Annotated in this window: 9 protein-coding genes; 3 read left to right on the top strand and 6 right to left on the bottom strand. The window is 68.8% G+C overall.

The genetic code is table 11. The annotated features are described in order from the left end of the window. Nucleotides 1-36 precede the first annotated feature (36 nt). The 3 genes from FU260_RS05455 to FU260_RS05445 all read left to right on the top strand — a co-directional run bounded on the left by FU260_RS05455 (nt 37) and on the right by FU260_RS05445 (nt 3,808). Nucleotides 37-1,392: a sensor histidine kinase gene (locus FU260_RS05455; protein WP_235912435.1), complete on the top strand. Its 1,356-nt coding sequence runs from the start codon at nt 37-39 to the stop codon at nt 1,390-1,392. A 198-nt stretch (nt 1,393-1,590) separates the two neighbouring features. After that, nucleotides 1,591-2,253, top strand: coding sequence for a response regulator (locus tag FU260_RS05450; protein WP_147916138.1), 663 nt, complete (start codon nt 1,591-1,593; stop codon nt 2,251-2,253). Nucleotides 2,254-2,602: 349 nt separating this feature from the next. Beyond that, nucleotides 2,603-3,808: an acyltransferase family protein gene (locus tag FU260_RS05445; RefSeq protein WP_168211663.1), complete on the top strand. Its 1,206-nt coding sequence runs from the start codon at nt 2,603-2,605 to the stop codon at nt 3,806-3,808. Between the two features lie 68 nt (nt 3,809-3,876). Here the strand turns inward: FU260_RS05445 and FU260_RS05440 are convergent, their stop codons facing one another. The 6 genes from FU260_RS05440 to FU260_RS05415 all read right to left on the bottom strand — a co-directional run bounded on the left by FU260_RS05440 (nt 3,877) and on the right by FU260_RS05415 (nt 14,101). Beyond that, nucleotides 3,877-6,639, bottom strand: coding sequence for a LamG-like jellyroll fold domain-containing protein (locus FU260_RS05440; RefSeq protein ID WP_147916136.1), 2,763 nt, complete (start codon nt 6,637-6,639; stop codon nt 3,877-3,879). A gap of 211 nt (nt 6,640-6,850) precedes the next feature. Next, a complete protein-coding gene (locus tag FU260_RS05435; protein ID WP_235912434.1) occupies nt 6,851-8,938 on the bottom strand; it encodes a glycoside hydrolase family 31 protein in 2,088 nt (695 codons plus the stop codon). Nucleotides 8,939-8,976: 38 nt separating this feature from the next. Beyond that, nucleotides 8,977-10,950: a glycoside hydrolase family 127 protein gene (locus tag FU260_RS05430; RefSeq protein ID WP_147916135.1), complete on the bottom strand. Its 1,974-nt coding sequence runs from the start codon at nt 10,948-10,950 to the stop codon at nt 8,977-8,979. A gap of 15 nt (nt 10,951-10,965) precedes the next feature. Next, nucleotides 10,966-11,796: a carbohydrate ABC transporter permease gene (locus FU260_RS05425; protein ID WP_147916134.1), complete on the bottom strand. Its 831-nt coding sequence runs from the start codon at nt 11,794-11,796 to the stop codon at nt 10,966-10,968. Next, the gene (locus FU260_RS05420) at nt 11,793-12,773 is read right to left on the bottom strand and encodes a carbohydrate ABC transporter permease (protein WP_147916133.1); all 981 of its coding nucleotides are present in this window, start codon (nt 12,771-12,773) and stop codon (nt 11,793-11,795) included. The genes FU260_RS05425 and FU260_RS05420 overlap by 4 nt, the downstream gene beginning before the upstream one ends. A gap of 62 nt (nt 12,774-12,835) precedes the next feature. Further along, nucleotides 12,836-14,101, bottom strand: a complete 1,266-nt coding sequence (locus tag FU260_RS05415) for a sugar ABC transporter substrate-binding protein (RefSeq protein ID WP_147916132.1) — start codon at nt 14,099-14,101, stop codon at nt 12,836-12,838. Nucleotide 14,102: the final 1 nt, after the last annotated feature.

The following is a 14,102-nucleotide window of genomic DNA, read 5'->3' as shown; positions in this document are numbered from 1 at the left end:
CTGGTCCAGCTGCGATGACGGGACTTGAATGATCACATGAGCACTACCGCTACTATGACCGACATCACAGTGGAGCCGACGGTGTCGAGCCGGCGCGGGCCACAGAAGTTCTGGTCCGCTCCCTTCCGCCCGCGCGCCTGGAGCGATTTCGGCACCCACCTGCTGATCCTCCTGGTAGCACCGTTCGGCTTCGCCTACGCCGTGCTGACTGTGGTGCTCACCGCGGCGCTGGCGGTCACCGTGGTGGGCCTGTACGTGCCGGGCTGGCTGGTGCTAGGGGCCCGCGGCTGGGGTGGCATGTTCCGGGGGTTCGCGCGGCTCCTCGGCGTCGATGTGCGCGCGCCGCTGCCGCGGCGCCGGGGGAAGGGGTTCTGGCGCGGGCTGGGCCGCACGATCGGCGACGGCGCGGGCTGGCGCGCGGTGCTGTTCCTGTTCATCGCGTTCCCGCTGGCGATCCTGAGTGCCGTGCTGGTGATCGTTTTCCTGGTGACGGCGCTCGGCTGCCTGACCTACGGGATCTGGTATCGGTTCCTGCCACTGCAGCAGGCCGCGGACGGTACCTGGCACCGAGGCGCCATGCTCTGGGACGGCACTCCGATGGACTCTCCGGCCGGGATCGCCGCCTATGCCGCGGTCGGGCTGATCCTGTGGTTCCTCTGGCCACAGCTCGCCCGTGGCTTCGCGGCCGTGTGGACCGCGCTGATCGGGCTGCTGCTGGGACCCACCCGGTACAGCCTGCGGGTGGCCAAGCTGCAGACCTCACGAGGCCGCACGGTGGAGAACGCCGACGCCAAGCTGCGCTGGATCGAGCGGGACCTGCACGACGGCACCCAGGCCCGGCTGGTGGCCTTGGCGATGCAGCTGGGCGAGGCAAAAGAGTCGCTGGAGACGGACCCGGACGAGGCGCGGACCCTGGTCGCAGCGGCACACGTCGCCACCAAGGACGCGTTGACCGAGCTGCGCGAGCTGGCCCGGGGCATCCGCCCGCCAGCGCTGGAGGCCGGACTGACCGTAGCGGTGGAGACGCTGGCCGCGCGCAGCTCGCTGCCGGTGACCGTGGACGTGCCCGAGGACCTGCGCCCGGCCCCGTCGATCGAGTCGATCGCCTACTTCAGCATCGCCGAGCTGATCACCAATGCGGTCAAGCACTCCGGCGCCACCGGGGTGTACGTGCTGGCGGAGCAACGCAAGCGCCAGCTCTGGCTGCGCGTGCGCGACGACGGCCTCGGCGGCGCGGCGATCGGCGTGCCCAGCGCGGACGGGCACGGCAGCGGGCTCGCCGGACTGCGCGATCGGGTGGACTCGGTGGACGGGACCCTGCACGTGGACAGCCCCGAAGGCGGCCCGACCGTAGTGACCATCACGCTGCCGATGCAGGTGCGCGACCGCTGACCCAGCCCGCGCGAGCACGCAAGCACTGACCCAGCCCGCCAGCCGTCCCAGCCCGCCAGCCGCCCCGGGGCGGGGCGGGGCGGGGCGCCGACAATCCGGGCGGTGGCCGTCCCGCCCGCGTCGGTGCGGCCGCGGTCAGCCGCGCCAGCCGGGACCGCCGGGACTGCCGCGCCTGCCGGGACCGCTACCGTGTCCGGTATGCGGATCGCGATCGCCGAGGACTCGGCCATTCTGCGCGACGGGCTGATCGCGCTGCTGCACCGGCGGGGGCACGACGTGGTCGCAGCAGTGGACAACGGCACGGAGCTGCTCGCCGTCGCCGGTGAGCAGGCGGATGCGGGCACCCCCTGCGATGTGGCGGTGATCGACATCCGGATGCCACCCACGTTCACCGACGAAGGCCTGCGCACCGCCCTGGAGCTGCGCGGCCGGTATCCCGAACACGGCGTGCTGCTGTTCTCCCAGTACGTGGAGACCCGGTTCGCTACCGAGCTGCTGCGCGGGGATGCCCGTGCGATCGGGTACCTGCTCAAGGACCGGGTGGCGGATGTGAGCGAGTTCGTCGATGCCCTGGAGCGGATCGCCGCCGGTCAGACCGTGCTGGACCCGGAGGTGATCAGCCAGCTGCTGCGCTCCAGTCCCGACCGTGCTGCTCTGGACCGGCTCACCCCGCGCGAGCGCGAAGTGCTGGAGCTGATGGCGCTGGGCCGGACCAACTCCGCGATCGCCAAGTCGCTGTACCTGTCCGCCGGGGCGGTGGAGAAGAACATCTCCTCGATCTTCGGCAAGCTCGACCTGCCCTCCGACGACGCCGCGCACCGCCGCGTGCTGGCGGTGGTCCGCTACCTGCAGCAGGCCTGACCCACCCGCCGCAGCAACCCAGCCCGCACCCACCCACCCACCACGCCCGCCACGCCTGCCACGCCTCCACGCCCGCCGCCGCGTGAATCGATGCAGTAGTGACCTGGCGCGGTGAGTCGTGCTCCCGGGTATCGAGTCAGCGAGCCAGGTAACGAGCGACCCGTCAGTCACCGCGGCCTAGCGGCGGTGGGTGCGACGGCGCGGTCTCAGCGGTAGGGCCCACCAGTGGGGCTGTCCCCCGCGAGCCGCTCGGGCCGGCCACCCCGGCAGCGGCGGCTTCCTCCATAGTGCCGGGCCCGCCCGATTCGAAGACTGGGAGGGACCTTGATTCCCGACCGGCAGGACCATCGTGGCCAGCACCCTCGCTCCCCCATCACCCACCCGGCTCAGCCCCACCGCGCCGGCCATCGAGACCCCGCTCACCGGGGTGCACGCCACGGCCGTGGAGACCCTGCCGGCAGTGGCCACCCCACCCAAGACCCGGGCGCCGCACCGGCGCGCCCGAGATCCGTTCATCGACCTGGTCCGCGCCGGGGCCACCGTCGCGGTGCTCAGCGTGCACTGGCTGATGCCGCAGGTGGCCTGGGACGGTTCTACGCTGAGCATCGGCAACAGCCTGAGCGAGGGCGCCGGCTGGCTGGTCACCTGGGTGCTGCAGGTGCTGCCGCTGCTGTTCTTCGCAGCGGGCGCCGCCGCTGGGCTGGAACGCCCTCGCCCCATCACCCACACCCTGCGCCGCCGGCTGCCGCGCCTGGTGCTGCCGGTACTCGCGCTGGCCGGTACCTGGCTGCTGGCCGCGCTCCTGCTCCCCCTTCTCGGCGTACCGGCGACGGCGGTGGAACGGGTGATCCGGATCGTTCCCCAGCCGTTGTGGTTCCTCGGGGTGTACCTGGCCCTGATGATCCTCACGCCATTGCTGCGCCGCCTGGTCGACGCCGTGGGGTGGGCTGCCCCGGTGGCGCTCACCCTGGTCCCGGTGGCGGTGGACCTGCTCCGGTTCACCGGGGTGGCGCCGCAGCTCGCGTGGCTGAACCTGCTCGCCGTCTGGACAGTGCCGTACACGATCGGCCTGGCCTACGCCCGCCGTGGCGAGCCTCGGCTGGGCGCACGAACCTGGTGGGTGACCTCCGCCGTCGCCCTGGTGGCCCTGATCACCCTGACCACCGCGGGGCCGTACCCGATCAGCATGATCGGCATGCCCGGCGATGCGATCTCCAACCTCGGCCCGCCGACCCTGGCCGCGCTCGCCCACGGCGTGCTGCTCACCACGGTGGCGCTCGCGCTGCGCGGACCGCTGACCCGGCTGGCGGCCGGCCCGGTGCGGCGCGCAGTGAGCTGGGTGAGTGCGCGGTCGATGACCCTCTACCTGTGGCACCTCACGGCGATGTTCACGGTGGTGGGCGTCGCACTGCTCGGCCTGGGGCTGGAGGTGCCCACCGCGTGGACGCCGGCCTGGTTCGCCCAGTGGCCGCTGTGGTGCGCGGCGGCGGCAGCGGTGCTGATCGCGCTGGTCCGGGTGTACCACCGGTTCGAGACCGGCCCGGTGCGCCGCTGAGACTCACCAGCTAATAAGTGACAAGAGCAGCGTCGGTGACCCCACAGGGTCACCGACGCTGCCGTGCTTCAGCCGTCGATCACCTGCCAGGGACCATGCGGATCGCCCGGTTCCTGGTTGCGGGTCCACCACTGGGCCTCATACTCGGTCCCCTGGTAGACCACCACGTCACCCTCGTCGAAGATGCGTGACGGCGTCCAGACGTCGCGGCCGGAGTCGTCGACCACGATCTCCTGCCATGGGCCGTGCGGATCTCCGGGCTCCTGACTCTGGGTCCACCACATCGCCTCCCACTCGGAGCCGTCGAAGCTGACCCGGTCACCCTCGGTGTACACGCTCTCCGGCGCCCACGCGTCCGGCCCAGACTGCACCGGCTCCAACGTCCAGAACCGGTCCGCAGTCTCTTCGTCGGTCGCGGTGGTGCTTCCACCCACGCCGCTGCCCACGACGATCGTCCCGTCCCGGCCGTTGCCCGAGGAATCCGTGACGGTAGCGCCCTCGGTCTCGTCGAAGGCGTAGTTCAGGACGTCGCCGGCCGCGGCCTGGCCGCCGGCGAGCGCGGTGACATCCGCGCTGCTCAGCGCGCGGGAGTAGATCGCGAAGTCGTCCAACGCACCGTCGAACGCCGGGTCCGAACCGTACTGGGATTTGCCCAGGTAGTTGCGGCCGGTCGTATCGCCCAGATCCGCTGGAGAGATCGTGATCTCGTCATTCGTGGCCACCGGCTCGCCGTCGATGTACAGCGTGCCCGTGGTACCCGAGACCGTGACGGCCACGTGCGACCAGGTGTCGAGCGAGAAGTTCTGCCCGTCGTAGGAGAGGAGCTGCTCTCCTCCGGCCCCGCCGGTGGTGATGGCGAAGCGGGGGCCGCTGCCCGCGTTGACGGTGAGGAACATGCTGCTACCCGAACCTGCCCCGAGATCGAACACCCGCGACCAGGTCTCCAGCGCCGCCGGCTGGATCCAGGTAGAGATCGACCAGTCGCCGTCGAGGTTGCTCAACGTGCCGTCCGGGACGGTCACGTGGGAGGCACTGTGGCAGAAGTCCAGCGCGGTTCCGATCCTGCCGGGCTGCCGCTCTCCGTCCGCAGTGCAGTTGGACGTGGGCGAACCGTCTGTCCACTGGATGATGGCCGCGCCGCTCTCGGTGCTCATCTCGTCCACACCGAGAGTCATTCCGGTGCCGTAGTTCGCCAGGCGCACGTTCCCGTGCCCGTCCGGCACGAGCTGCCAGAGCAGATCGTCCGCCCCGTCATCCGCACGGACGGTGGCCGGTGCACCATTCTGACTGGCCCCGCCGTCCACACCGAGGAGCAGACCGCTCTCGGTGTCGACGATCCGATACAGCCCGGAACCTGCCTCGACCAGCTCCCAGGTGGAGAGGTCCGATCCTGCGGCATCCGACTGCACAACAGCGCCGTCCGCAATGTCCAGAGCGAGACCGCTGTTGGCGTTGTCTACCGTGTAGGCCCCGGCCAGGCTCTCCGCTTCGCCGCCATCGGTGACCAGCACGCGGTAGCCGTAGGCGGGGTTCATCACGATCGGGACGTCGATGGTGCCGTCCTCACCCACCTCGTACGTGGTGGTCGAGATGGAGATGGGTCCTTCAGTCGGCGTCGTGCGGCCGTACGACGGGGACACCTGCACCTCTACGGTCACCTCGTCGCCGAGGTCCAGGGCCTCGAGGCCTTCCACCCGCACGGTGGTCGGACCGCTATTGCCGCCGGTGATGACCTGGACCTCGTCCTGTGCATCGTTGACCGACGCGGCCCCGTCGAGCGGGCTCTCGTTCGAGGGCGGGGTAGTGGTCACCATCTGACCGGTCATGTCTGCGTACCAGGTGTAGAGCCAGTAGGCGCCGTTCGGTTCACCGCCGCGCTCGACGAGGAGATCGCCGAGGGTGCCCGACTGATTCCAGAACGCGAGTTCGGCGCGGTCGATCCCGAAGCGTTCGAACTTGGCGATGTAGCCGACCAGGGCGCCGGGGATACCGACCTCCTGGGGATGGCCGTACTCGGCAATGTCGATGGGCATATCGCCCAGGTCAAGATCGTCGAGGATCGCGCGTACCTGCTCGACGTCGCCTTGGATCTTGTCGTCGCGAATGAGCTCGTGCCACTCCAGCACGTCCGGCATCGTGCCGGTCTCCTTGGCGAACTCCAGGAACTGGCGCATATCGGTGATGTTGTCCGAGAAGCTCGGTCCCTGGATCACCGCGTCCGGGCCGAGCTCCTCACGCAGGACGCGGTAGCTGAACTCCCACAACTCCTCGAAAGTCCCGTTCTCCTCGAGCCAGGTCTGGTCGGACTCGTTCCACGGCGCCCAGGCGACGATGTTCGTCGCCCCGGATGCCTCGACGTCGGCGACGACATCCCGGATGACGTCTTCCCAAGCCTTGCGGTCTTCGGTGTTCTCCCAGGAGAACTGGTAGGGCCAGCCCGGGTAGTAGTCCACGATCCGCACCACGATCCCGGCGTCGTGTCGCGCTGCCGTTTGCCAGACGTCGAGGACGTCACCGGTCGGCTGCTGAGTTCCGTGCGGCGGCATCTGCACGAAGGTGTGCGGATCGATCGGCGCGATCAGATCGTCCGAAGGCACTCCCTCGTCGGCAATGCCATAGAGCGAACCGCTCGCCAGGTGGGTGACGGTTCGAAACGGTTGGTCGGCGGAAACCAGCAGGGTGTCTTCTGCGTCCGGTTCCGCCCCGGCAGTGCTCGCCGGGACGATGACGGCCGCGGCGGTCATCGCCAGCGCAGCCAGTACCGAGGCACTCGCTGCAGGGGTGGGGCGACGCCGCGCGTGCGACGCCGCAGGGATAGGTCTGAGGGTCATCGTCCTACTCCGTTCTCGAGGGTGGGTGCAGAGGAGGAACGGCGTGCGGCCGTTCGTCGACGCCGGCGCTGGCGCGGGCATGGGCCGAACTCCGGTGGGTGTGGGGTGGACTCCGTGCTGCGGCTCTCATCGCTGATCCTCTCCGTTCGGTTGTGCTGTCGAACCGGTTCGCTAGTGGCGGTGGGACGGCACCGCTGGGCCGGCTGCCGGATCAGCTCGGGGCTGGGGTTTCCAGCTCCGCGCGCCGTGCGGACGTCCACCCGACGAGGTGCCGGAGTGCCTCCGCTCGCAGGAAGACGGGCACGATCTCCAGCGGGGCGGACGCCTGGACGGTGGTGCCGCCCTGGTGCACCTCGCCGGTGGAGGCGTCGGTCCAGCACTCCCCGAGTGGCAGGTACACGCCCCGTTCCCGGGCCCCGGCGGTCACCACCGGGGCGATCAGAATGTCCGGGCCGAGCAGGTACTGATCGTCCACCTGCCAGGCGTGCGGGTCGTTCGGGAACTCGTGGAACAGCCCACGCATCACCGGCTGTCCGTCGGTGTGCGCCGCGCGCATGACCTCGCGCAGGTAGGGCCGTAGGGCCTCCCGCAGGTGCACGTAGCGTTCCAGGATCAGGTAGATCTCCTCGCCGAAGCTCCATAGTTCGTTCGGCCCGCCCGAGCGCAGCCGCCGGGTGCCGTCCGCGGCGGTCACCTCTTCATACGGCAGCCGGTCACCGTGCAGCCGCATGACTGGGCTGAATGTGCCGAGCTGGAACCAGCGGACCAGGAGCTCGTGGAAGTCGGGGTCGGTGACATCTCCGTGGTGGAAGCCGCCGATATCTGTGGTGAACCAGGGGATCCCGGCCACGCCCATGTGGATTCCGGCGGTGATCTGCCGGGCCATGTCCTCGAAGGTGGAGGAGATATCACCGGACCAGGCAAGCGCCCCGTAGCGCTGGCTGCCCGCCCAGGCGCAGCGGACCAGATTGACGATCTCGGTCTCACCAGCGCTGCGCTGTCCGTCGAAGACGGCACGGGCGAAGGACTGCGGATAAAGGTTTCCGACCCGCTGGTACGGACCCAGGTGGGTGCGGTACCCGTCGTGGTCGTACACACCGAACTCCGGTTCCGCCTCGTCGAGCCAGAAGGTGCGGATCCCGTGGGTCCCGTAGTTTTCCCGGAGCTGGTCCGCCAGCCACGCGCGGCTCCGAGGGTTCAGCACGTCGAGGAAAGCACTCGGGCCCTCGAACGCCATCTGGATGTCGAGGCCACGCTCGGCCCGCAGGAGCAGATTGTTCGATCGCAGGTGCCGGATGTTCTCCGAGGTCATCGACACCTGAGGCCACACAGAGACCATCAGCTCCACGCCGAGGTCGCGCAGCTCGGCCACCATGGCAGCCGGGTCCGGCCAGAACTCTTCCTCGAACCGGTAGTCACCCATCCGTGGCCAGTGGAAGAAGTCCGCCACGATGACGTCCAAGGGCAGACCCCGGCGGCGGTGCTCCCGGGCCACTTCGAGCAGCTGGTCGGCGTTCCAGTAGCGCAGCTTGCACTGCCAGAACCCCAGCCCGCGTTCCGGCATCATCGGCGCATGCCCAGTGGCGCGGGCATAGTTGGCGGAGATTCGTGCCGGCGTGGACCCGGCCGTCACCCAGTAGTCGAGCTGGTCGGTGGACTCGGCGTGCCACTCGGTGCGGTTGCGCGCGAAGGTCGCCCGCCCGATACCTGGGTTGTGCCAGAGGAACCCGTATCCGGCGCTGGAGACCACGAACGGCACGCTCGCCTGGGAGTTGCGGTGCGCCAGCTCGAAGGTGGCGCCCTTCAGGTCGAGCAGGTGCTGCTGGTACTGCCCCATCCCGGCGAGGTGCTCCGCCGGGTCTGCCTCGAACGCGGCGGTGAGGGCGTACCCATCACTGCCCAAGTGGGGCCGGAAGTTCCGGGCCCGCAGATCGAGCGAGCCGCCACGGCCAAGCTCTCGGAACAGCAGCCGGTCGCTGGCGTCGTAGAACGCCAGCGTGCACCAGAACACCTCATAGCCCACCGGTTCGTGGAACCAGCACGAGGTCTCCACTTCGACGCGGATCGCACCGTTACGCAACGAGGCACCGCCGTCACGGACCTCCACCTGGATATCCGCGTGTGCGTCCGCATCCGGTGGCAGCAGTGCCCAGTCCGTGTCGACGACGTCGCCCATCACCGTGGCCCGCACTCGGAGACTGTCCCGTCCCCAGGGTTCGATGACGATGGTCTCCCCTCCACCGCGCCAAGTCAGCACGTGGCCATCGACGTGGATCGGACTCATAGTCGACTCGATCATCGGGTCTCCTTCGACTCGGGCGGGGTGGGGCGTGTGGGTCAGTCGGTGGGCAGGAACACTCGCATGGTCGAGGGGCCGCGTTCTGCCCACCTGTGGTAGGGCACCAGAGTCAGTTCCAGGCCAGCCTCATCGTCTGCGGGTGCCTGCGCGAGGACGTCCTCCTGCCGCCGGGGTTCGGCGCCGACGGGATAGAAGGGCAGCGTGCCGTCACCGGTCCCGGGCAGGGCGACGGCGCGGGCGTTGACGCGCGCGCCGTCCCCCGCCGCACCGATCTCGGCCCGGGTAGGCAGTCGCACCTGCTCCAGCACGGTCCCGTCAGGGAGGTCCACGGACTCCAGGCACAGCACCAACGGGCCACGCTCGACCGCCACAGTGCCGCGGGTGGCGTCCAGGCGCGGGTCCGGGCGAGTCAGTCGTGGCGGCAGGGGAATCTCCAGGGTGACTACAGCCCCGGCGGGCAACCGGTCAGGACCGGTGACCCACCCCGGCTCGACCGGATCCGGGTGACCATCGGTGCCAACCAGAGTGGCGCCGTCGGCCCAGTCCGGAACCCGCAGCCGGACGGCGAGCTGTACCGATGCCGGGACCTGCGCCACCTCGACGCGCACCGTACCCTCGTCGGGATAGGCGGTGTCCACTCGCAGCACCACCGTCTGACCGTCGTCCAGGGTGATCCGCAGGTCGCCGGCGGCATACTGGCTGATAGTGACCAGCACCTGTGCCCCGGTCTGCTCGATCGTCGCAGCGTAGGTGTGCCAGGACGAGAGGGTGCGGGCGACGTTGGTGGGACAGCATGAGACGTCGAACCACGGCGCCCGTACCCCTCCTTCGGCACGCGGATTGACCGCATCCGGTCGCACCTCGGTGCCCGGCTCGCGCTGCTGCAACGGGTTGGCGTAGAAGAAGCCTCGACCGTCGGACCGCAGGGATGTGGCAACGACGTTGAAGAGGGTACGTTCGGTCAAGTCGGCGTACCGGACATCATCGGTCGCCAGCAGCAGCCGCCAGGACAGCATCACCGAGGCCACACCGGCACAGGTCTCGCAGTAGGCCCGGTCCGGCGGCAGCTCCCAGTCGTCGCCGAAGGCCTCGTCCTGGTGGCGCGAACCCATCCCGCCCGTGATGTAGGTGCGCCGTTCCACGGTGGCGGCCCACTGCCGCTCAATCGCGTCCTGCAACTCCCGGTCACCAGTGTCGACCGCGATGTCCACAGCTCCCGCAGCGAGGTAGAGGGCACGCACCGCATGCCCGCGCAACACGCTCGCCTGCCGCACCGGGACGTCATCCTGGAAGTAGGCAGACCCGCGCAGTGGGATCAGCGGGAGGGTGCCGTGCCCGCGGCGCTCCACGAACAGCCGGGCCTGCTCGAGGTAGCGGGGTTCGTTCAGGGCGCGGCCGAGCTCGGCCAGGCCTACCTCGATCCCGGGGTGCCCGCAGAGGTCGGCGCGCCCCTCGGGTCCGAACTCCTGGCAGACGTGGTCGGCAGCACGGCGGGCCACCTCGACCAGGCGGTCCGGGCCGTAGGAACGCAATCGTGCGACTGCCGCTTGGAACAGGTGTCCTAGGCAGTACAGCTCGTGCCCGTTGGAGAGGTCGGTGTAGCGGCCGGGGCGGCCGGGATGCCCGAAGCAGGTGCTGAGGTAGCCGTCCTCGTCCTGTGCAGCGGCAACGCGATCGACGAGCGAGTCCCACATCCATTCCGCGCCCGGGTCGCCGGAGCGCCCGATCTCCCAGGCGATCGCCTCCAGGAGCTTGTACACCTCTGAGTCCGAGAACGGCCAACCGGGACGGTCGGCACCGGTCGTGCCATTCGCGACCCGGTCAAAGTTCGCCAGCCAACCGAGCTGCTCCATCCAGTCGTGGCAGTGCTGCAGGGTGGCACGAGCGTTCGTCGCCTGACGCGTCCCCCAAAATCCGCCATCGAGGCGGAACTCACCGATCCCGAGACCGCGACGGGCACCCGGAGGGGCGACCGGGCGTGCGCGGTGGGGGCGGCGGGTCAGGTTAGTCACTTCAGTTGCCCTTCGTCAGTCCTTGACAGCACCGGCGGTCACGCCAGCGGCCACATAGCGTTGCGCGACCACCAGCAGGACCGCTGCCGGCACCGAGGCGACGACGGCGGTCGCCATGATGGCGTTCCATTGCGTGGTGTTGTTGCCGATGTAGTTGTAGATGCTCAGCGTGATCGGGATGAAGTCGGCGTTGCGGCTGAGCGTCGAGGCGAAGATGAAGTCCGACCACGCCCAGAGGAAGGCGAACAGCGAGACGGTCAGGACCGAGTTCCGGCTCACCGGGAGCACGATCGAGCGGAAGGTGCGCCACGTTCCGGCACCGTCCACCCGGGCGGCCTGGAGCAGCTCGCGCGGGATCCCCGACATGAATGCGGTGAACAGCAGCACGCCGAACGGTACGGCGATCGTGGTGTCGGCAATGATCAGCCCGCCGATGCTGTTCAGCAGCCCGAGGTTGTTGTAGACGGCGTAGAAGCCCATCGCCATCACCACTGCCGGGATCATCTGCGCCACGAGCAGGAGAAAGTTCAGGGTTCGGCCGCCACGCAGGTGCAGCAGGGCCAGTGCGTAGCCGGCCGGGGCTGCGATCACCACGGTGAGCAGCACACTGCCGAGGCCGACGAACAACGACGTGCCCAGTGCCGGGATCTGCTGGTCGAAGACCGCCTGGTAGCCCTCGAGCGTGGGGTCCCACGGGAACCAGTGCGGCGGATCTGCACGCAGGTCACCGGTGCGGGTGAGGGAGACGTTCAGCATCCAGTAGGCGGGGAAGAGCATGATGGCCGTGAACAGCAGGCCGAGTGCCGTCTTCCACCAGTTCTTCGGCAGTCGGCGTCGGGGTGTCATGAGTCCTCCTGTCGCCGTTGAAGCTGCAGGTGGAGGAATCCGAACACCAGAGCGATGAGGATGAGCAGGCTACCCACAGCAGCGGCTGGGGAGAAGTCGGGCTGTCCGGTACCGAATGCCTCGCGGTAGGACCAGATGGCAAGCGTCGTCGAGGTGTCGCCTGGCCCACCCGTGGTCATCACCCAGATCACGTCCACGACCTTCAGCGTGTAGATCAGCCCGAGCAGGAGAGTGATCGCCGAGACTGCGCGCAGCAACGGCAGGGTGATGCTGCGGAAGCGGCGCCACGCACCCGCGCCGTCCAGTGCCGCCGCCTCGTACATGTCGTCCGGGATGTTCTGCAGACCGGAGTAGAGGATCACCAGGTTGAACGGGATGCCCAACCAGATGTTGGCCAAGGTCACCGACAGCAGCGACATCCCCGGAGAGGTGAGCCAGTTGACCGGGTCGAACCCGAACGCGGTCAGTACCGAGTTCACGATGCCGTTGTCACTGTTGAGCATCCACGCCCAGGTCGATGCCGACACGATCAGCGGCAGCAGCCAGGGCACCAGGAACAGTGCGCGCAGCACGCCGGAGAGCCGGAAGTTGGCCCGGAAGAACACCGCCAAACCTAGCCCGAGCGTGAACTGCACGGCGATCGACCCCAGAGTGAACAGCGCGGTGTTCCTCAGCGCCGTCGGGAAGGTCGGAGACCGGATCACCTCGACGTAGTTCTGCCACCCGACGAACTCGGCGTCGCCCTGCACGAACGCGCGGACGGTGTAGTCGTGGACCGACAGGTCGATGTTGCGCCACAACGGGTAGGCGTAGAACAGCACGAGATATATCAACAGCGGTGCGGCGAAGGCTACGGCGGACCACTGGCTCGGGTTCAGTGTGCTGCGGCGCCGGCGGCGACGTGGTGCGGCGGGTTCGCCACCCGCCGCACCATGCTCACCCGCGCCGGGGCGAGCGGTGGGAGAGATGCTCGTCATGATCCTCTTCCTGCTGATTGGCGCGCCCGAGGGCACACCGTTCAGCACCGGCGGTCGGGGAACTAGCTGGTCGCGGCCTCGGCGTCGGCCTGTGCGGTCTCCAGCGCTTCTTGCGGTGTGGACACACCGGAGAGCGCGTTCTGCACGGCGGTCCACAGCGCCTCGGAGATCAGCGGATAGTCGGTGCCCAGTCCGTTACCGGTGCGACCCTGAGCGTTGTTGACGGCCTCGACCCAGGGCTCGAGCTCCGGATTCTGCGTCAGCAGCTGTTCCTGGCCCTCGGCCGTTGGCGGGATGTAGTACGCGAACGTCGTCGCAGTCTCGACGAAGCCCTCCGGTGTGGTCATGCACTCGACGATCTGGCGAGTCACGTCGTAGCGAGCGGTATTCGACTGCACCGGGGCGACGATGAACTCGCCGCCGGTGGGCGCCGGGGCAACTCCCCCGTCTCGGGCCGGCAGCTGGATGATCCCGGTCTCGAACTCAGCCTCTGCGGCGCTGTTGACCTGCCAGGTGCCGTTCTCGGCGAACCCGAAGTCACCGGTGAGGAACTCCTCCCAGGTGGTGTTCTGCGAGTTGTTGATGATCGAGTTCGGTGCGTATCCCTCGTCGAGCCAGCCCTTCCACAACTCGAGTGCGGCAACGCCCTCGGGCGAGTCCAGGTCCTCCAGGTCGGCGCCCGCGCCCCAGAACCAGGGGAGGAACTGGAACGTGCCTTCCTCGGTCCCGATCGCGGCGAAGGTGATTCCCTTGTCGCCGGCATCGGTGATCTGGGCCAGAGCTGCAGTCAGCGACTCCCAGTCAGTGACTGAGGTCGGGTCCACGCCGGCGTTCTCGAGCACGTCGGCGTTGTAGTAGAGAGACAGGGTGTTCGCGCCGATCGGGATGCCGTAGGCCTCACCGTCGACCACACCGGCGTCGAGCAGGTTCTCCTCGATCGAGGAGGTGTCCAGCCCGAACTCGCTGACCGTGGTCAGCATCCCGGTCTCAGCGAGTGTCGACACTGCTGGGTTGTCAATAAGGATGACATCCGGCGAGGACCCTTCCTGCGCCGAGAGGAGTGCCTGGTTGGTCAGTGCAGTGGTGTCGTAAGCGGTGCGCTCGATGCTGACACCCGCTTCCTCGCCACAAGTCTGGACGCGGGCTTCCCAGTCCGAAGACCCGTCGTGCTGGGGGTAGGGATCCCACCAGGTGTACGTTCCGTCGGCGGCCGATTCGCCACCGGAGCTGCTGCCGGCTGATGAACAGGCGCCGAGCACAGCCATGCTGGCGGCGGCCAGAGCCGCCGTGGCGGTGAGGACGGTTGATCTGCGCGTGGGCTGTTGCATG

This window comes from Ruania zhangjianzhongii (assembly GCF_008000995.1).
Classification (GTDB): domain Bacteria; phylum Actinomycetota; class Actinomycetes; order Actinomycetales; family Beutenbergiaceae; genus Ruania; species Ruania zhangjianzhongii.
The sequence above is the reverse complement of the archived record's forward strand: the minus strand, read 5'-3'. Positions and strand labels throughout refer to the sequence as shown.

Bases quoted from the DNA above. Each gene is read 5' to 3' on its own strand.
- FU260_RS05455 (WP_235912435.1), top strand. From the start codon at position 37: ATGAGCACTACCGCTACTATGACCGACATCACAGTGGAGCCGACGGTG.
- FU260_RS05450 (WP_147916138.1), top strand. From the start codon at position 1,591: ATGCGGATCGCGATCGCCGAGGACTCGGCCATTCTGCGCGACGGGCTG.
- FU260_RS05440 (WP_147916136.1), bottom strand. From the start codon at position 6,639: ATGACCCTCAGACCTATCCCTGCGGCGTCGCACGCGCGGCGTCGCCCC.
- FU260_RS05435 (WP_235912434.1), bottom strand. From the start codon at position 8,938: ATGATCGAGTCGACTATGAGTCCGATCCACGTCGATGGCCACGTGCTG.
- FU260_RS05425 (WP_147916134.1), bottom strand. From the start codon at position 11,796: ATGACACCCCGACGCCGACTGCCGAAGAACTGGTGGAAGACGGCACTC.
- FU260_RS05420 (WP_147916133.1), bottom strand. From the start codon at position 12,773: ATGACGAGCATCTCTCCCACCGCTCGCCCCGGCGCGGGTGAGCATGGT.
- FU260_RS05415 (WP_147916132.1), bottom strand. From the start codon at position 14,101: ATGCAACAGCCCACGCGCAGATCAACCGTCCTCACCGCCACGGCGGCT.